The sequence below is a fragment of the Micromonospora sp. NPDC051141 genome (assembly GCF_044455765.1).
Classification (GTDB): domain Bacteria; phylum Actinomycetota; class Actinomycetes; order Mycobacteriales; family Micromonosporaceae; genus Micromonospora.
In genome coordinates, this window is record NZ_JBITFD010000006.1 from 299,479 (window position 1) to 316,876 (window position 17,398).

16 protein-coding genes are annotated in these 17,398 nt (G+C 71.7%); 3 read left to right on the forward strand and 13 right to left on the reverse strand.

The genetic code is table 11. The features are described 5' to 3' along the window. Positions 1-26: 26 nt before the first annotated feature. From ACIA6B_RS14720 to ACIA6B_RS14750, 7 genes are all read right to left on the reverse strand, one after another. Entirely contained in the window at positions 27-1,043 is a 1,017-nt protein-coding gene (locus tag ACIA6B_RS14720) for a BtrH N-terminal domain-containing protein (RefSeq protein ID WP_396773564.1), read from the reverse strand. Then, entirely contained in the window at positions 1,040-1,702 is a 663-nt protein-coding gene (locus ACIA6B_RS14725; RefSeq protein ID WP_396773566.1) for a hypothetical protein, read from the reverse strand. The genes ACIA6B_RS14720 and ACIA6B_RS14725 overlap by 4 nt, the downstream gene beginning before the upstream one ends. Before the next feature lie 11 nt (positions 1,703-1,713). Next, the gene (locus ACIA6B_RS14730; RefSeq protein WP_396773568.1) at positions 1,714-2,553 is read right to left on the reverse strand and encodes a 2OG-Fe dioxygenase family protein; all 840 of its coding nucleotides are present in this window, start codon (positions 2,551-2,553) and stop codon (positions 1,714-1,716) included. Positions 2,554-2,577: 24 nt separating this feature from the next. Then, positions 2,578-3,837 (reverse strand): M20/M25/M40 family metallo-hydrolase, encoded by a 1,260-nt coding sequence (locus ACIA6B_RS14735; protein ID WP_396773570.1) that lies wholly within the window; start codon positions 3,835-3,837, stop codon positions 2,578-2,580. Next, positions 3,834-4,694, reverse strand: coding sequence for an acetylglutamate kinase (locus ACIA6B_RS14740; RefSeq protein WP_396773571.1), 861 nt, complete (start codon positions 4,692-4,694; stop codon positions 3,834-3,836). Before ACIA6B_RS14740 ends, ACIA6B_RS14735 begins: the two co-directional genes overlap by 4 nt. 57 nt (positions 4,695-4,751) lie before the next feature. Further along, a complete protein-coding gene (gene argC / locus ACIA6B_RS14745; protein ID WP_396773573.1) occupies positions 4,752-5,732 on the reverse strand; it encodes an N-acetyl-gamma-glutamyl-phosphate reductase in 981 nt (326 codons plus the stop codon). A 64-nt stretch (positions 5,733-5,796) separates the two neighbouring features. Beyond that, entirely contained in the window at positions 5,797-5,976 is a 180-nt protein-coding gene (locus tag ACIA6B_RS14750) for a lysine biosynthesis protein LysW (protein WP_396773575.1), read from the reverse strand. A gap of 96 nt (positions 5,977-6,072) precedes the next feature. Between ACIA6B_RS14750 and ACIA6B_RS14755 the strand changes: the two genes are divergently transcribed. The 3 genes from ACIA6B_RS14755 (at position 6,073) to ACIA6B_RS14765 (ending at position 9,569) form a co-directional block, all read left to right on the forward strand. Continuing rightward, complete coding sequence (locus tag ACIA6B_RS14755) at positions 6,073-7,584, forward strand: DegT/DnrJ/EryC1/StrS family aminotransferase (protein WP_396773672.1); 1,512 nt, start codon at positions 6,073-6,075, stop codon at positions 7,582-7,584. Positions 7,585-7,746: 162 nt separating this feature from the next. Further along, entirely contained in the window at positions 7,747-8,517 is a 771-nt protein-coding gene (locus tag ACIA6B_RS14760) for a transketolase (protein ID WP_396773576.1), read from the forward strand. Then, positions 8,514-9,569, forward strand: a complete 1,056-nt coding sequence (locus ACIA6B_RS14765) for a transketolase family protein (RefSeq protein WP_396773578.1) — start codon at positions 8,514-8,516, stop codon at positions 9,567-9,569. Before ACIA6B_RS14760 ends, ACIA6B_RS14765 begins: the two co-directional genes overlap by 4 nt. 55 nt (positions 9,570-9,624) lie before the next feature. Here ACIA6B_RS14765 and ACIA6B_RS14770 read toward each other — a convergent pair whose 3' ends face one another. The 6 genes from ACIA6B_RS14770 to ACIA6B_RS14795 all read right to left on the reverse strand — a co-directional run bounded on the left by ACIA6B_RS14770 (position 9,625) and on the right by ACIA6B_RS14795 (position 17,393). Next, on the reverse strand, positions 9,625-10,083 hold the full coding sequence (locus tag ACIA6B_RS14770; RefSeq protein WP_396773579.1) for a hypothetical protein: 459 nt from the start codon (positions 10,081-10,083) through the stop codon (positions 9,625-9,627). A gap of 668 nt (positions 10,084-10,751) precedes the next feature. Further along, on the reverse strand, positions 10,752-11,834 hold the full coding sequence (locus tag ACIA6B_RS14775) for a glycosyltransferase family 2 protein (protein ID WP_396773580.1): 1,083 nt from the start codon (positions 11,832-11,834) through the stop codon (positions 10,752-10,754). A gap of 33 nt (positions 11,835-11,867) precedes the next feature. Next, positions 11,868-12,998 (reverse strand): hypothetical protein, encoded by a 1,131-nt coding sequence (locus ACIA6B_RS14780; protein WP_396773581.1) that lies wholly within the window; start codon positions 12,996-12,998, stop codon positions 11,868-11,870. After that, on the reverse strand, positions 12,995-14,977 hold the full coding sequence (locus ACIA6B_RS14785) for a glycosyltransferase family 2 protein (RefSeq protein ID WP_396773583.1): 1,983 nt from the start codon (positions 14,975-14,977) through the stop codon (positions 12,995-12,997). Before ACIA6B_RS14785 ends, ACIA6B_RS14780 begins: the two co-directional genes overlap by 4 nt. Further along, entirely contained in the window at positions 14,967-16,601 is a 1,635-nt protein-coding gene (locus ACIA6B_RS14790) for a carbamoyltransferase C-terminal domain-containing protein (RefSeq protein WP_396773584.1), read from the reverse strand. Before ACIA6B_RS14790 ends, ACIA6B_RS14785 begins: the two co-directional genes overlap by 11 nt. 12 nt (positions 16,602-16,613) lie before the next feature. After that, a complete protein-coding gene (locus tag ACIA6B_RS14795) occupies positions 16,614-17,393 on the reverse strand; it encodes an ABC transporter permease (RefSeq protein ID WP_396773586.1) in 780 nt (259 codons plus the stop codon). Between the last annotated feature and the right edge of the window lie 5 nt (positions 17,394-17,398).

Sequence of the window (17,398 nt, forward strand, 5' to 3'; positions counted from 1 at the left end):
GTCACGGCCGGTCGTCGGTGGGCCACTCACCCGGAGACCGCGTCGGCGGCCCGGTCGAGCCGGGCGAGTGCGACCTCCAGGCGGCGTACCAGCTCGGCGCTGTGCCAGCGAAGCTCGTCGAAACGGCGCCGTTGCCAGACCCGCGCGTGCGCGCCGGTCATCCGCACCGCGGTCCAGCCGTGGGCGACGGCGTCCACGGCGGCGGCGGCCTCGGCCAGTTCGAGGACGGCCCACCGGACCCCCGCACGCCGGAGGAATTCCGCGTGCAGGCCGGCCTGCGCCTGGATGTTCCAGCTGATCACGTACAGCTCACTCAGCGCATCGGCGGCGGCCCCGGTGCCCGGTCGGAGGGAGCAGAGCTCGTCGAGGTAACGGCGTAGTCCGGCGAGGCCGGTCTGCACGTCCGCCGTTGTCTCCTGCCGGTACCGCCTGACGTTCTCCCGGATCACGTGCCCGAGCCACCGCCGGTCGGGCTCCGGGACGGGCCCCCGCATGACGGCACGCAGCCAGCGCCGGCCGCTGGGGCTGGCACTGAAGAAGACGTCCGCGTCGTCGGCCGGGTTGAGGGAGCCCCAGCTGGCGAGGAAGTCGGCGGTCGGGATCGGCCCCTGGAAGGCCGGCGGCTGCGCGTCGGAGACGAACACCTCCGTAGCGGTGATCCCATACACCACCAGCAGATGTGCCGCGTGCACGTCGCGGTAGGCGGGACGGAACGGCAGATGGAAGTTGTCCACCGCGACGATGGGCAGCACTCCCACGGCCAACGCGTCCCGGAGTTGCTCCAGTCCACCGTCCCCGCCGTGGTGCCAGCGGGACTCGAACGGGTGGAAGAGCGCGAGCCGCTTGGCGAGCGAGTCCGGCTCCGCCAGGAAGTAGTACTCCTCCGGGCTCCAGGCACCGGGCCGGCGGCGGAACTCCCATGGCGCGCCGAGGACCGTGACCGGATCGTACCCACCGTGCAGCAACACCGTGGCCAGGGTGGCGTGCAGGCAACTGCCGAGGTCACGCGTCCAGAGCTGGACCGACCGCGCGTTCGTGGTCATCTCGCGCTCCCGTCCGCGGCGCGCGCGTCCGCCGAGGTCAGCAGCGTGACGGCGAAGACGTGCAACGCGACCAGTCGCGGCAGACGCAGCGCGTGGGCGTTGCCCCGACGCGGCACGCCCACCCGGCACGACCACATCGTGGTGGGCAGGTTCGGCTGGACATGGTGCGGGTAGTGCATGCCACCGGTGCGAAAGGCGGGCTTCTCCCCGAAGACCGGGGTGCCGTCCAGGAAGTCCGAGACGCCCAGCGGCAACGGGTCGGCGTGGCCGTCGTCGTAGAACACCCAGAGCGTGTCCTCGCTGCGTCGTTCGGAGGCGGCCAGGAGGTATACCCACTCGTACCGACCGGAGGGCAGGTCGATGACCTGCCCCTCGCACCGCACGTTGTCGCCGTCGACGTGACCGCGCGGCCACCGGAAAGGCACGCCGTCCACCGTGATCAGCGCACCCGGCTCGGGAAGCTCCTCGGCGGGGAAGGAGTTCCCCCAGACGTTCAGCCGGCCGTGATCCGTGTCGGCGATGCCGGTCGTCCCCCGATTGTTGAGCAGGTCGTCGACATTCAGTACGCAGAACTCCGGAACCGGCGCCGCCGCGGGGATTCTCCGGGCGACCCGGTCGCCCCCGCGGGCGGGAACCAGCCCGTCTGCCACATGTCGCATCCGTTCCTCCGTCAGTTCAGCCAGCGGTGCGTACGCCCCGCCGGGCCGGCCGGATCGCGAACCGGGTCGAAATCAACGATCAACGTGTCGCGCCAACCCGACCCGTGTGGATCGGCCGAGCGGATCTCGCTCACGGCGTGCTCCGTCGTCGTGTCGTGCAGGACGAGGGTCTCCAACGGTTCGGTCATGGTGGTCGCGTACTCCGCCACCGGTGCGCCGCGCCGGTACACCCGGTTCTCTCCGCCCACACACCGGTGGCGTCCGACCAGGTGGATCGACACATATTCGTGACCGTCCGAGTGCCGCCCCTCCGGCGCCGGTTCGGAGCCCGCGTCCCGGTCGCCGACCACCCGGATGAAGTGCACGCCGAGTTCCCAGTCCCGGGCGCCGGCCACCTCGTTCACCAGCGCCACGGACTCGCGCAGGACCTCGACGAACCGGGAGCAGGCAAGCGCGTCGGCGGTGAGCGGCTCGAACACCCGCACCTGATCTCCGAACACCGGGTTTATCGCCCGGCTCTGGAAGAACTCCGTGCCGTGCAGGGGCTCCAGGCGCCCGTCGCGGTGGGCCAGGAGCCTGCCGTACCGGCGACGGCGAACGCACCGCGCCTGCCCGAGGTACCTGTCCGTCACCAGGTTGTCCCAGCACGACGCGAACCGTCGCCAGTCGGGACCGTCGGCCGACGCGCGCAGGCGGCCGTGCGCCCAGCCGTGTTCCGTCAGATGGTCGGCGCACGGCGGGCCCAGGGCCGGCCCGCTCCCGCCGCCCGTGTCACGTCCGGCCGTTCCGGTCCGATCCGGCGTTCGGGCGGTGGTATGGCGCACCTGGTCGATCTGGTGGGAGCTGTCCATCGGTGGCTTCCCCTCGGCGAAGCATCAGGAACGGGTGTCGGTCGGCCCCGGTGGGACCGACGTCCGGCGGGCGGTGGGCTCGGGACGGTCACCGCCGTTCCGGACGGTGGCGCGGGCGTCGGTCGGGGCGCGGTTGCCGGCGGCTCCGGCGGGGGGCGGGGCCAACTGCCGCGCGATCCGGGGCAGGGCGAACGTCAGCACGTCGATGGCCCGGTGCACCTCGTCGATGGAGACGTGTTCGTCGGCGGTGTGATCCAGGTGCGCGTCGCCGGGCCCGTAGGCGGCCATCGGCACGCCCCACCGGTCGACGGTGTTCATGTCGGAGGTACCGGCCTTGCGTTTCCGGACGGGCCGCGCGCCGTGGACGGCGATCGCGGCGGAGAGCTGACTCACCACCGGGTCGGCCTGTGGCCGGGTCACCCCGGGCACCTGCTCGTCGAACCAGATCCGGTCGTGGGGAAGACCGCGCGCGAAGTGTTCCAGCGCCGCGAAGTCGAACCCGGGCGGCACCCGGCAGGTGAGGAACGCCTCGGCCCGGGTCAGGTCGCCGTGCAGTCGGGTGACGGCGCCGGTGGCGGCGCCGAACGCGACCGGGTCCTGCGCCGGCGACAGTTCGCGGAGGTAGTCACACACCTGCTGGACGAAACGCACGGCGCACATCGCGGCGGTCGGCTCCGGGCTGCTGGTGTGCAGCGGTGGCCGGCGCACCTCGTAACCGATGCCGGTACGCCCCTTGTAGCCCAGGCAGACGCCGTCCCAGCCGCTGGGCTCGCCGATGACCACCGCGGCCGGAGCCGGCACCGTGGCCAGCACGTGCCGCGCGCCGCGCGAGCCGGGCACCTCCTCGCCGACCGCGCCGACCACGTGCACGCGTACGTCGCTGCTGCGCGCCGCAGCACAGATCATGGTGACGATCGCGCCCTTGGCGTCCACGGAACCGCGGCCGTAGAGCAGGTCGCCGGTCCGGCGCACCGGGACCTCCCCCGGGACCGTGTCGATGTGTCCGAGCAGCATCACGGTGGACCCGCCGTCCGGGCCGATCACACCATGGACGTTGCCCACGTCGTCGACGTACGCGTCGAAGCCGAGCCCGGCCATCTGCTCGGCCAGGAAGGTCGCGACGGGGAGTTCCTCGCCCGAGACCGAGGGGATGGCGAGCACCCTGCTCAACAACCAGCCGGGGTAGTCCTCGGGCAGCGTCGCGGGCCCGACCGACGCGGCCGGACGTGTCGACGGCGTCGCCGTCCGTGGGGGCACCGGCAGGGCGACCCGCTGGTCGCTCATGCCACGCTCCCCTCACACACCCAGGTCCCGCCGCCGGAGAGGGCGTGCCGGATCGGCCGGTGGTGGTTCCCGCCGCCGATGGCGACCCGTCCCACCGTCCGACTGGCCCGTAACGCCGCCCGCACCTTGTGCCGCATCCGTCCGCGTACGAGATCGCCGGCCAGATGGTGCGGACCCACCTCACGGAGTCGGCTCGACGGTTCGTCGAGGTCCGCCAGCACCCCGCACACGCGGGTGAGGAGCACCAGCGCGGACGCGTCCAGGGCCTCGGCCAGTCCGGCGGCCACCCCGTCGGCGTCCGCGTTGAGAAGGTTCCCCTCGGCGTCGCTGACCGGCGGAGAGACCACCGGGACGACGTCGTGTTCCAGCACCAGGCGCACGAGCGTGGGGTCGATGTGCTCGATGCGCCCGGACCGGTCGTCGCGGATCAGCACCGTCCGCCCGTCCCGCACCGACCGGATGACCGGCTTGCGCGAGGCGGTGATCAGAGCGCCGTCGGCGCCGCACAGGCCAACCCCCCGCACCCCCCGCGCGCGCAACCCGCTGAGCAACTCCGGCTTCACCCGCCCGAGCAGCGCCAGGGTGAGGACGGTGAGCATGGCCGGAGTGGTGCGCCGGCTACGCGTGCCGTCCGGCGAGGTGATCACCTCGCGCGCGACGCCGAGTTGGTCGGCCAGTTCGTCGGCGGCGATACCACCGCCGTGTACCAGCACCGTCGGCCGACCGGCGGCGACCAGCTCGGTCACCTCGTCCAGCACCGGTGCCGAATCCACGTCACCGCCCACCTTGACCACGATCACCCCGTCCCGGCACAGGTGGCTGAGCGCCGCCGGGGATCCCGCCGCGTGTCGGGCCATGTCCCACCACCTCTTCGTCACTGCGCTGTCGACGCCCCCACCGGCGGTGAGGGGCGCTCAGGCGGGGTGCAGGCCGGGAAAGCCGAGGCCCGCCGTCTCGGGCAGCCCACGGGCAACGTTGAGGCTCTGCACCCCACCGCCGGCCGCTCCCTTCACCAGGTTGTCCAGTGCGGCCACGAGTACGATCCGTCGGCCGTCGTCGTCCACCGCGCATCCGATGTCCACGAAGTTGCTGCCCGACAGGAACTGCGGATCGGGCAGCCGGTGCACTCCCCGCCCACGGGTCACGAGCCGCACGAACGGGCTGTCCCGGTAGGCGTCCCGCAGCACCCGCAGCACGTCCGGACGGGTGGCCGGCCGCGGCGGCGTGACGTGGCAGAGGACCTGAACGCCGCGTACCGCCGGAACGGCCGTCACCGTCATCCGCGCTCGTACCCCGGCCAGCGCGGCGATCTCCGCCTCGTGCCGGTGGCCCGCGGGACGGTAGACGCGGAACGCACGTGCCCGCTCGGCGTGGTGCGACGCCGGCCCGGGTTCGGCTCCGGAGCCCGACGAACCGGCCAGGGCGTCCACCACGACGTCGCCGTGCACCAGGCCGGCCCGTTGCAACGGGGCCAGGGCCAGCACGGCGGCGGTGGCCATGCAGCCGGGCACGCTGATCCGGCGGGCGCCCGCGAGGTCGTCGGCGAACAGCTCGGGCAGCCCCGTCCGGTATGCCTCACCCGACGCCGACCGAGCGCCGGCGCGAAAATCCGGGCTCAGATCGATGATCGTCTCGGCTCGTTCACCGACCATGGGCTCCGCCTCCACGGCGGCTCCCGCGGGCAGGGCGAGGAACGCGGTGTCCACCGGCTCCAGCTCGGCTGGGGGGTGAAAGACCATCCCGAGATGGTGGAGGTTGGGGTGCACCTCCCCGACCGGCCGACCCGCGTGGCGGCGTGAGAGAGCCTGCGCCAACTCCAGTTCCGGATGATCCTGGACCAGTCGCAACAGCTCACCGCCGGCGTAGCCAGCCGCACCGAGGACGCTGACCTTCATCGGAGCCTCCTCTCACCTCATCGTCGACCACCGGCTGCGCGGCCGGAGGTGGCGAGTACCGCCCCTACTCGCCCCAGTCCTCTTCCGGCTCGGGCGCACGGGCGAGCAGCACCGGGTTCGTCGCCACCACCTCGAGTTCGCCGGAGCAGTGCTGACAAACGACGATCTCGGCCACAAGCAGGCCCCCCGACACGTCCACCCGGCCCCGGCACTCGGGGCACTGCGCGCTCAGCGCCGTGGTCATGGGTTGCCTCCTACGATTCGCATGTCTACTGTCTGCACCAACACACTGCAAAAGCTAACACACACTCTACGAACACCACACCCCGCAGAGGTCAAGATGAATCGGCAATCTCACCTGACTGATGCCGTCAAAGTGATCGAAAACGGGCCGGACATCGAGGGCGACCGGGCAGTCGAACCGCTTCCTGCGGGCTCCGACACGACAAGAGTCCACAAGAGTCTGCACCCTCGGAGAACGTCCGTTCCCGCGCCTTCCCCGTCACCGCTGCCTGACGCCGCCGGCACCTCGACCGACAGGCCGCCCGGTGGAACCACTCTCGCCCTGTTCGGCGGGACCCGGGCGGTCCCTCCGGGCATCCCGGGCGGCACGTGGCCGATCGTCACCGCCGACGACGAGCAGGCCGTACTTCGCGTACTGCGCAGCGGCAAGCTGAACGCCGCCACCCCCGGAGAGCCGGAGATCGGTCGCCTCGAACGGGCCTGGGCGGACGCCACCGCGACCCGGCACTGCGTGGCCGTGGCCTCGGGTACCGCCGCGTTGGAGCTGGTGCTGCGGGCCTGTGGGATCGGTCCCGACCACACCGTGGTCGTCCCGGCCCTGACCATGAACGCGACAGCCCACGCCGTGCACACGGTCGGAGGCACCGCGGTGTTCGCGGACGTGGACCCGGAGACCTACACGATGGACCCGCGGTCCGCCGCCTCGGCCGCGGGGCCACGCACGGCCGCGTTGCTCCCCGTGCACCTGCACGGGCTGCCCGCGGACATGCCGGCGCTGAACCAGCTGGCCGCCCGGCTCGGCGTCCCCGTCGTCGAGGACGCCGCCCAGGCGCACGGCGCACAGCTCGACGGTCGCCGTGTCGGCGCACTGGGCACCGCCGGTTGCTTCAGCCTGCACCCGCACAAGAACCTGCCCACCTGCGGTGAAGGTGGGCTCGTCACGACCGGGGACGACGCGCTCCACGAGCAACTGGTCCGCCTGCGCAACTTCGGTGAGCGGACGCCGTCCGGGGCGCGGACCTACATCGCTCACCAGGTCGCGTCGAACTCCCGGATGGCACCACTCGCCGCTGCTTTCACCCTCTCGCAGCTCACCCGCTTCGCGGACAACGCGCGCCGCCGCGAGCCGGCGATCCGCCACTTTCTCGACCGGCTGGCGCAACTGCCCGGACTGCGGGTTCCGGTCGTCCCGCCCGGACGCACCCACGCCTGGCACATTCTGCGCCTGATGCCGGAACCGGACGACCTCGGACTGTCGCCGCGGTACCGAGCCGCCCTGCGCGCCGTCCTGCACCGCGTGCTTCGAGCCGAGGGAGTGCCCGTCTCCCAGTACCAGGTCGTCCCGCTCCCGGCGCACCCGGCGTTCCGGCCGGCAGAGCTGCCCGAGTCGACCGTCCTGGCGCAGGTGGCCGAGCGTTTCCCGGTCACGGTGGCCGTCGTCGAGGGATCGCTGTGCCTGCAGCGCCGGCACCTGGACCCGGCCGCCGCGCCACTGCTGCAGCGGTACGCCGACGCCTTCGAGAAGACGTGGGAGCACCTCGACGTGATCCGGCGGATGACCCGCTCCCACCCTGCTCCGGACTGGCGGCAGGTGCTGCGCCGGGACTGAGCCGGTTCGTCCGATCGCCATCCGACACCGAAGCGAGGAGCCAGATTGGCCGCCGAGACCAGCACCGGCCCGTCGCACACCGCCGGGGGGGCCGACGCCCCCCGCCCGGCGTCGACAGCGCACGTACCGGCGACGACCGTGGCACAGCGGGATTCCGCGGCAATGGCCCGACGGATCCGCCAGGACGTGATCCGGATGGCCGGCAGTCCCGAGGGTGCGCACGTCGGTGGGAGCCTGTCCTGCGCGGACCTGCTCGCCGTGCTGTACGCCGACTTGCTACGTCCGGGCGACTCCTTCGTCCTCAGCAAGGGTCATGCGGCGCCGGCCCTGTACAGCGTCCTGGCCCAGCTCGGTCGCATTCCCGCCGAGGAACTGGCGGATTTCGCCCGCCCCCACAGCCGGCTCTTCGGGCACCCGCCCGCTGACCTGCCCGGCGTCGAGTTCGCGACCGGCTCGTTGGGCCACGGACTCGGACTGTCCATCGGGCTGGCCCTGGCCGAGCGGCTGCACGGCGGCGACCGGCACGTCTACACACTGCTGGGCGACGGCGAACTGCAGGAGGGCAGCATCTGGGAGGCCGCGCTGCTGGCGGGACACCAACGACTCTCCGGACTCGTCGCGGTGATCGACCGCAACGGGCTCCAGATCACCGGGCGAACCGAGGACTGCGTCGGGTTGGAGCCGCTCGACGCCAAGTTCGCGGCCTTCGGGTGGGAGGTGCGCGTCGTCGACGGGCACGACATCGCCGCCCTGCGCCACGCGTTGCCGCCGTCCGCGAACCGCCCGGTCGCGGTCATCGCCCGGACGGTGAAGGGTCGGGGCGTGCCGTTCCTCGAACATCGGGCCGCCGGACACTACGCCAAGCTCAAGCCGGTCCTGGTGCAACGGGCCATGGCCGCGCTGCAACGCTCGACCTCGGAAGGCAACTCGTGAACAGAACCTCGCCGACGCATCTGCGTCCCGTCCCGGCAACCGCGGACGACCCACCCGCGATCGTCGGGCTGTCCCCGGAGCCCGGCGGAGGAGCGGTCCTCGGTCCGGACCCCCGCGCCGCGTACCGCGAGGCCCTGTTGACGCTGGCGAGCGCCGACGAGCGGGTGATCTGTCTCGACTCCGACACCGGCGGCCTGGAGAACAGCTTCGGCAAGCGGTTCCCGGAGCGCTATGTCAACGTCGGCATCGCCGAGGCGAACCTGATGACCGTGGCGGCCGGGCTGGCGCGACGCGGCTTCATCCCGTACGTGCACACCATGGCCGCCTTCGCCAGCCTGCGTGCCGGGGAGTTCCTCAAGCTGGACGTCGTGGGTCCCCAACTGCCGGTGCGGGTGATCGCGACGCACGGCGGCCTCGCGGCGGCGCACTTCGGCACGACCCATTTCGCCTTGGAGGATCTGGCCGTGATCCGCGCCCTGGCCGATCTGACGCTCGTCGTGCCGGGGGACGCTCGTGAGATCGGCACCGTCGTTCAGCAGATGCACCACCTGCCGGGACCCAGCTATCTGCGGTTGGGCCGTTCGGCCACGCCGGTGGTACCGGGTCGGGTGCCCGACCTTCGGCTCGGCCGGATCCGACCGCTGCGGCAGGGTGCGGACGTCACACTCGTCGCGGCCGGTCCGTTGCCGCTGCTCTTCGCGCTGGACGCGGCCCGGGGACTGGCCGACGACGGCATCGATTCGCAGGTGCTGGACCTGCACACGCTGCACCCGCTGGACCGCGACGGGCTTCTCTCCGGTTGCCGGGGCCGCGCCGGAGTGGTCACCGTGGAAGAACACCGCCCGCAGGGTGGACTCGGCGACGCGGTGGCGGATGTGGTGTCCGCCGAGCTGGGGCTGCCCGTGCGCCGGGTAGCCGTGACCGGCCGACCGGGGAACCGGGTGGACGATCAGCGCGGCATGCTGGAGGCACACGGCGTCAGCGCCCGAGCGGTGGCGGAGGTCGCACGGGAACTGCACTCGCGCGCCGTCCGTGCCGGCGACCGGACCTGACGGACGGAGCACCGCGCGGCGTGCGTCCCGTCCCACCGCAGCGCGCGGGCGCTCGTCACCGCGCAGACGTCTCCAGCACGCCGCTGCGCCGAAGCCGGTCCACCCACGCCTGTGCCGTGTAGCGCGGGACGTCGAAGTGTTCGGCCAGTTTCCCCACGCTGCCGGTTCGGCGGAACTCGCCGGCCACCAGATCGGCCTGCGGCATCCGTCGATAGGGGCGGTCAGGTTTCGCGCGGCGGGCCCGGCCGCCGTCGCCTCCGGGCGGCGGCCCGGTGGGCAGGGTCGCCGCCACCACACTGCACAGCGACTGCGCCAGCATGTCGAAGTCGATCGACCGGGCGACCTCGTTCACCCCCTCCGGGGCGACGACCGACAGCTCCACAATCTGCGCTTCCCGCTCGGAATCGATCCGGACCCGTGCCGTGATGATCGGCGGCGGCCCGTCGCCGTCCAGGACTTCCGCCACAATCTGGACCCGGTAGCACGTGCCGGCGCGATCCCGATCAATGTTCATGTGAGTCGCCTGATTCCTGTCGGCCGCCCCGGCTGCTTCAGCAAGCAGCTCACGCCAGGTCGGAGGCGGTGAAATCACTATACAAGGCCCGTCCGGCGGCGCCGCCCGCGATCTCGCCACCCGGACAGGTGCGCGGGAGCTGGCCCGGACCTCACCGGAGGGACACGCGCCCGACGGCGAGAGGCACCGTAAGTCAACATAGACTATCGGCGGGGCGAGGACCGGCTCCGTACGCCTGCACCCGGACCCTGTCCGGCCGGGGCGGCACTCCACGGGTCAGCGGGAAGACGTGCGCGTCGCGCCGTCGAGGCGGGCCACCTGGTCACGGGGTTCGTCGTGGCCGATGCGCGACGGCAGCACGAGAGAGCGGGTTCGTCGAGACGGCTGGGCACGGCACTCCGGCGGCCGGGCGGCCCGGGAGAGGCTGGCGTAACGGTCTGCGACACCGGCGTCCGCATGACGCCGGGCACGAGCGTCGTCACCGGAGGCCCGTGCCGGCCAACGGCCGCCGGCCGCGGTGTCACCCCTGGACGGCTATGGCCACCTCCGGCGCCGCCCGCTGGAGCGGATGACGCGCGTCGTCCGGGTCGCGTGGCGCGACGAGGACGCCAGCGAGGCGCACGGTCGTCCGCCACGGTAGGCGACGAAGGCTCCCGGACGACGGTCGGTCACGGTTGGCCGAGGTGACCCAACGTCGCCCCGTCGTCGTCGCTGTGCGGCACGAACTTGTCCTGCGGGTGGTAGTCGAAGCGGGTGAGAGTCAACGTGGGGGCACCGGCTCGAATGGCACCCACCGCTACCCCGAGGTCGTAGCTCCAGTCCAGGACGACCGCGCCGACGTCAAGCAGGTCCGCGCGGCCCTTGAGGTTGCGCCGGCGGGCCAGTTCCCGGATCGCGCACAGCACGACGGGCAACGCCGCCAGCGCTGCCGTGGCGACACCGCGCCGTCGCGTCGGCACCAGGGCGCCCACGGCCCCGCCCAGAGCGCCCAGCACGACCGGGTTGGGATGGAATATCACATATTGCCCATGTTCCTGACACAGCCAGTTGTCGGCTCGCCCGTAGGTGAAGAGTTTGGCCAGCGAGCGTCGTACGGCCAGGCCCGACGAGCGCGCGTGCAGGGCCAGGCCGTCCGGCGCCGTCGAGGTGACGTAGCCGGCTTCGTAGAGGCGGATACCGAGGTCTACGTCCTCGCCGCCCACCACGGTGAGGGGCCGCTCGCTGAAGCCGCCCTGCGCGAGGAAGACGTCGCGCCGCACGGACAGGTTGGAGGTGGTGCCCCACAGAACCTGCGCATGGGTGCGTGGGGCGTCGAACGCCTCGTACACCATTGATCGTTCGGTGAGGCGGGCGCTGAACGTCGTGCCTCCGTAGAAGCGGGTCGGACCGGCCACCGCAGCCACGTTGTCACCGGCCTTCAGGTGCGCCTCCCAGTGCGCGCGCAACAAGCTGTCGGTCGCCACGCAGTCCGAGTCGATGAAGAGCACCAGGTCGTGTCGGGCCCGCCGGGCCCCCAGGTTCCGCTTGCGGCCCACCGCTCGGGGACCGCTGACGTAGTCGGCGCCGAAGTCGACGCAGAGAGCCTTGATGGCGGTGGACTCGGCCGGGGGCGAGTCGTCGACGACGATGACCTCGACGTCGAACTCGGCTGCTTCCGCGCAGTCGCGCAGGCTGCGCAGCAGCTTGGCGACCAGTTCCGAACGTCCGCGCGTCGGCGTGACCACGGTGATTCCGAGGGCGTTGGAGGACATCAGGATCCCTTCTTGATGGACGTGCGTCAGGTCTCAGTGACGGCCGGGACGGTCGAGCAGGTAGGGGGCCGGGGCTTCGAAGCCGTCGGCGCCCGCGCGGGTTCCGGCGCTGAGCACCACGGCCAGGTGGCGGCGCAGTCCCGGCCACAGGGTCTCCGGCGCCCGCTTCTCGACGACGCCGCCGGCCCAGGACTCGAACGTCTCGCGGACGAGCGGTTCGGCCAGTACCGAACCGATCTCCGGGTCGGAGGCCGAGGGCGTGGTGAGCCGGTAGGCGACGCCCAGCAGCGCGGCGGTGCACCACAGTTGGAAGAGAATGTCGCCGAGATACTCGGTGAGACGCGGCGAACGCTCCGCGTGGGGGGCGAGTTGGGCGGCCAGCCGGTCCAGGCGGACGCCGCACTCCGCCATCACCTCGACCGCCGGACGAATGCTGACCCGCCCGTCAGGCTGCCGGAGGTACGCCACCGCGTGCCGGTGCGGTCCGGGCCCCAGGTAGGGGACCACGGGCGGGTCCACCGGTGGCCGCTGCCACTCCACCGGCCCGGTGGCCCGATCGAAGCACATCGCCCGCCGGCCGTCCGGCGTGCGGTTCCCCTCGATGCTCGGGAACGGCAGGTGGTCGCTGAGGTTGGGCACCGTGACGAGGCGTGGGACGGCGACCCCCTCGAGATAACGCTTGAGCAGGAGGTCGTTGTGGTCGCTCAGCTCAGCGTGCCGGTCGATGTAGGCGCCGAAGCCGACGGCGAGGGATCGGGGCATGACGGCCGCGACGGTGGGCACGTAGTCGCCGATGACCGGCGCCCACGGTGAACTGCGCATGGTGGCGAGGCGACCCGAGAACGACACCCGAGACGTACAGGCGGTATGCAGCGAGACGACCGCCTCGGGTTGAGCCGCGAGGGCGCCACGGAGGTGGTCGAGGAAGCCGTCGCACAGGTCGACGTCGTCCTCGAGAACGAGATGATGGGTGCAGTCCTCGGCGGCGGCGAGCCAGGCCAGTCTGCCCGCCCGAACCGAGCTGGGTGGTCCCGTGGGGTCCGGGTCGAGGACCAGCCGAAGCCCGAGCTCCGGGTACTTGGCGCAGAGCGCCTCCGCGTGTGCCTGCCGCTTCGGATGCGCCATCACCACGGCCGAGAGCGCGATCGTGCCGCTGGTCGTCATCGGTGACCTCCTGTGGTCAGTTCTGGCTGTCGTGGTGCGACGTCAGGCGCCGCGGCGGTGGGCGCGCCGCGGAAGAACCGGACGAGATCGGGTACCTGGGTGTCGAAGGCGAGTTGCTCGCGTCGCACGCGCATGTTCGTCGTGAGCTGCCGCAGGCCGCTCTCGTCGCGCAGCCGGTCGGCCAGGTCGGCCGCGGTCCGGAAGGGTATGCCGACGTCCAGACGCTCGGCGAGAGACCTGATCGACGTGCGGGCGAGCCCACCGTCTCGGAAGATCCACGGCAGACCGGCGACGGCGTAGGTCCCCAGCCGGGCCGGCAGGTTGAGATCCGACCAGCTTGCGGCCCGGATGTCGCCGTGGTTGGCCGGCTCGTGCCCGTGCAGCCACGCGGCGTCGTACCGGGACAGCTCGCGTACCCACTGCTGCGGCTCGACGGTGTCGTGCAGGTGCAGCATCCCGGACCCGTGGTGACGCCGTACCAGATCCTCGTACCAGGTGTGGAAGTGCGAGCCGTAGAGGTGCAGATGGATGCCGGCGCGTAACACGTCTTCGAGTTCCGCCACGCCGGTCGGGCGGCCGGCACAGACGGTGTGTGGTTCCGAGCCCCACTCGGCCGGTCGGGCCGCCCATTCGCGCGTCATCCAGGCGCGGCGGGGAAGATCGCCGTCGAGCAGGAGAACGGGTTTGCGGCCGACGGCGTGCGGCACGTAGCTGGCGAACCACTCGAGATTCTCCTGGCTGATGAAGATCTGCCCGTCGCAGGCCTCGAGGATGCGGACCAGTCGGTCCCAGATGCCCAGCCGTAGGCAGTGAAACGCCGATTCCTTGAAGTGGAAGAACAGCGGGATGCCGAGGTCGGCCCGGACCACCTCGTCCACCAGCGGGACGGCGGCGGTGTTGAGCAGCGCGTAGATCGCGTCGGGTCTCAGCTCGCGTACCCGTTGGCGCCAGTGCCGGTCGTACGGCACGTGCCGCACCCACCCGACCGGCAGTCGTCCTGTGGCGTCCCACGTCTCGGGCGCGGGCGTCCAGAGGCCGTGCAGTTCGTGGCCGTCGTCGGCGAGCGCGCGGATCCGGTCCGGATGGAAGCCCAGCTCGCCGACGAGCAGGATCCGCAGACCGTCCGGGGCCGGGGCGCCTGGATCGTCCGTGACGTCGGCGTAGCGGGCGCTCTCGTCCATCCGTGGTCCCCGCCGGGGCTGCCAGTTGACGGTTTGCCGGCCGACGCCGTAGAACTCGCGGTAGGCGGCCAGTCCACGGCCTGACGTCGGCGCCCCCGGCACCCGGTCGGTCCGCTGTTCGTGGGTCTCGCCGATGATCTTGTGTCGTTGGTCGGGGTGGTCGGTCCACTCACAGGTGACCCGACCGCAACAGACGAACGTCGCGCCCTCGGCGAGCAGCCGGCTCCACCGGTCCATCTCGAGCGTGTCCGACTCGATCTCGGACCGGGTCGGCCACCGGCCGACCGACCCCGGCAGCCGCCGGTGCATGACCTGCACCAGCGCGAGCGGGTTCGCCGGCCACCCCGGCGCGCCCGCGGCGGTCAGCGGCTCGTCGCCCAGCAGGGTGAGGCCCCGACTCCCCGCCCAGTGGCGGTGCGTCTGCGCACCACCATAAGCCAGGCACGCCTGCGGATGCTGGTCGAGTGAGTCGCTGAGCAGCGCCAGATGATCGGGAAAGTAGACGTCGTCGGACGGCAGGTAGGCGAGGTAGTCGCCCCGCGCCAGGTCGGTGGCGACATTCAGGGCGTGGCCCAGCCCGCGGTTCTCGTCAAGCCGGTGGTAGCTGATCCGCCCGTCCCGGGATTCGTCGGCGAACACCTGGCGCGTGTCGTCCGGCGAGCCGTCGTCGACGACGATCAGCTCCCAGTCCTGGAGCGTCTGCGCCCGCAGGCTCGCCAGGGCCCGCCGGACGACCCAACCGTGCCGGTAGGTCGGCATGAGCACCGAGACGCGGGGCCGGGAGGCGTCAGCCGGCATGGCGCGAGGTGTCCTGGCGCGAGATGAACAGGTCGTCGTTGAGCACCAGGAAGTCCAGGCCCAGCGTGGCGGCGCAGCGCAGCGCCTGATCCGCGGTCTCGACCACCGGTTGTCCGGGACCGTTGAAAGAGGTGTTGATGAGCACCGATGGGTGGCCCGCGCCGCCAAGTCCGGTGAGCACCGCGTCCACGAACGGCTCGTCGTCGGGACCGAGCCGCTGCGGCCGTGTCGTGTGGTCCACGTGGGTGACCCCGGGCAGGACCTCCGCGCCTTCCGGGGTCAGTTCGGCGGCGCCCACCATGTAGCGCTCGAGGTCCCCGGCCGACTTCCACAGGCCGGTGTCGGCATTGCTCACCGGCCCGAAGGGACGCCAGCGCTCCCGGCGCTTCACCGCGTTGACGCGGTCCTGCATGTCGGCCGGGACGGGCGAGGCGAGGATGGAGCGGTGGCAGAGGGCGCGCGGGCCGACCTCGCTCCGACCTCGGCACACCGCCCCGACCTTGCCCTGCAGCAGCAGGCCGACGACCAGATCGGGATCGGCGGCCGTCCGGTGAGCCTGCCACTGCCCGACGTCGGAGGGGTGGCCGGGAAGATCCCCGGAATACGGCGAGAGTGGCTCGCGATCCGGCCGCCGGGCCAGCGCCCACGCGGCGCCGACGGCCACCCCGGCGTCGTGCGGCACGGGAGGAACGAACAGGGGTCCGGGCAGCCGGCCGTTGGCCGCGCAGTTGAGCCCCACGCCACCAGCGATGCAGAGATTGCGTTCGCCGGTCGATCTCCGCGCCAGGTCGGCCAGATCGGCGATCGCCCGCTCCACCACTGACTGCGCGGCCCAGGCGACTCGGACGGCGAGATCGTCCCGGGCAAGGTCGGGCACCGCCGTGCGGCACCGGTCGAGACCGGAGAAACGCCTGATCTCCTGTCGCCAGAAGTCCCGGATCTCCGCGTAGTCCCAGTCGGGATGGTTTCCCACGAGCGACCACAGGCCGTCGTCCGGCGTGAGCTTGATCCAGTCGGGCGGTTCGATGCCACGGCTGCGACCGTAGGCCGCCAGGCCCATCGTCTTCCCCGCGTCGAGGCGGCTGAGTCCCAGCCACTTGCTGGTCTCCTCGTACAGATAACCCAGACTGTGTACGCGGGGCCAGCAGGCCACCCGGGTCGGGGGAACACCCCGGCGGGCGTGGAAGACGGAGATCGACTCGTCCTCGCCGTTGCCATCGACGACCAGAACCGCGGCACTGTCGAAGGAACTCGCCTGGAACGCCGACTCCGCGTGCGCGCGGTGGTGCGGCACGAACTGCAGATCGGGAAGGGCCGAGGCGCGGAAGCCGAGGCCGGTCAGGAACTCGCCCGCCGACGTGAAGCCCCAGGGCTTCCCCTGGCGCTCCGACATCCGGGGCTCGTCCCAGCCGACGGCGACCGCATCGACGTCGTCGACGGTGATACCGGCGAGATCGAGGCACCGGTCAAGGGCCAGGAGCGGGGCCTGGGCCGGAGCGTGCCGGACCCGGCTCAGACGTTCCTCCTCCATGAACGCGAGCACGCGACCGCGTTCGTCCACCACGCAGGCGCTCGGATCGTGCGAGGCGGCCGAGCCGGCGTTCAACCCAACGATGTACGTCATGTCGGACTCCGTTCAGTAGAGATCCACGTCCCCTTTGTTCCTGATCAGGTGCTCCACCCACCGCAGACTGAGCAAGCCGGCGGCGCACCAGGCGACAGCGTGGGTGGCGAGCGGGACGAGTTCGGGCAGCATCTCCGCTACCGACGGGGCCCGGAGGGCGGCGAGGGACATCGCCTCCGTGGCGGCGCCGAAGGGCAGCAGGTGCGCCGGGACCCGCAGCACAGCCGGTAACGCGGTGAGGGGGTAGTAGAAGCCGCCCAGCAAGGTGATGACGGGAAAGATCAGGTTGGCCAGGCTGGCCGTCTTCTTCACCAGGACAGCCAGCGCGGAGAGCGCGGCACCGAAGCCCCACGCCGCCAACAGGTACAGCAGAACCGTCATCGCCAGTGCCGGGTATCCGGGGTCGAGCCGGATGTCCAGCACGGTGATGTTGAAGGTGATGGCGACGGCGCCGATCAACGCGGCCTCGGCGAAACCGGCCAGCAGGTAGCCCGTGATCCAGACCAGACGGGGCACCGGTGTCTGCAACAGGAACGTCAGCGTCCCGGCGATCCGCTCGCGCTCGATGACCACACCGAGGAAGAAGACCGAGTTGTACGCCAGGACGGCCGCCGTCAGGCCCACCGCGGCGTAGCTGGCCAGGTCGGGTCGGTTCGCGCCGTAGATCAGGTAGGCCAGAACCAGCTCCGAGAGCGGCATCAGCATGAGTACGACGAAATAACTGCTGCCGTTGCCGAGCCGGACGCGCTCGCGCAGTTTCGTGTCGGCCGCCACCAGTGACGGTGCCACCATGACAA

Bases quoted from the DNA above. Each gene is read 5' to 3' on its own strand.
- ACIA6B_RS14730 (WP_396773568.1), bottom strand. From the start codon at position 2,553: ATGGACAGCTCCCACCAGATCGACCAGGTGCGCCATACCACCGCCCGA.
- ACIA6B_RS14760 (WP_396773576.1), top strand. From the start codon at position 7,747: ATGGCCCGACGGATCCGCCAGGACGTGATCCGGATGGCCGGCAGTCCC.
- ACIA6B_RS14740 (WP_396773571.1), bottom strand. From the start codon at position 4,694: ATGGCCCGACACGCGGCGGGATCCCCGGCGGCGCTCAGCCACCTGTGC.
- argC (WP_396773573.1), bottom strand. From the start codon at position 5,732: ATGAAGGTCAGCGTCCTCGGTGCGGCTGGCTACGCCGGCGGTGAGCTG.
- ACIA6B_RS14755 (WP_396773672.1), top strand. From the start codon at position 6,073: ATGAATCGGCAATCTCACCTGACTGATGCCGTCAAAGTGATCGAAAAC.
- ACIA6B_RS14750 (WP_396773575.1), bottom strand. From the start codon at position 5,976: ATGACCACGGCGCTGAGCGCGCAGTGCCCCGAGTGCCGGGGCCGGGTG.
- ACIA6B_RS14725 (WP_396773566.1), bottom strand. From the start codon at position 1,702: ATGCGACATGTGGCAGACGGGCTGGTTCCCGCCCGCGGGGGCGACCGG.
- ACIA6B_RS14720 (WP_396773564.1), bottom strand. From the start codon at position 1,043: ATGACCACGAACGCGCGGTCGGTCCAGCTCTGGACGCGTGACCTCGGC.
- ACIA6B_RS14775 (WP_396773580.1), bottom strand. From the start codon at position 11,834: ATGTCCTCCAACGCCCTCGGAATCACCGTGGTCACGCCGACGCGCGGA.
- ACIA6B_RS14770 (WP_396773579.1), bottom strand. From the start codon at position 10,083: ATGAACATTGATCGGGATCGCGCCGGCACGTGCTACCGGGTCCAGATT.
- ACIA6B_RS14790 (WP_396773584.1), bottom strand. From the start codon at position 16,601: ATGACGTACATCGTTGGGTTGAACGCCGGCTCGGCCGCCTCGCACGAT.
- ACIA6B_RS14735 (WP_396773570.1), bottom strand. From the start codon at position 3,837: ATGAGCGACCAGCGGGTCGCCCTGCCGGTGCCCCCACGGACGGCGACG.
- ACIA6B_RS14795 (WP_396773586.1), bottom strand. From the start codon at position 17,393: ATGGTGGCACCGTCACTGGTGGCGGCCGACACGAAACTGCGCGAGCGC.
- ACIA6B_RS14785 (WP_396773583.1), bottom strand. From the start codon at position 14,977: ATGCCGGCTGACGCCTCCCGGCCCCGCGTCTCGGTGCTCATGCCGACC.
- ACIA6B_RS14780 (WP_396773581.1), bottom strand. From the start codon at position 12,998: ATGACGACCAGCGGCACGATCGCGCTCTCGGCCGTGGTGATGGCGCAT.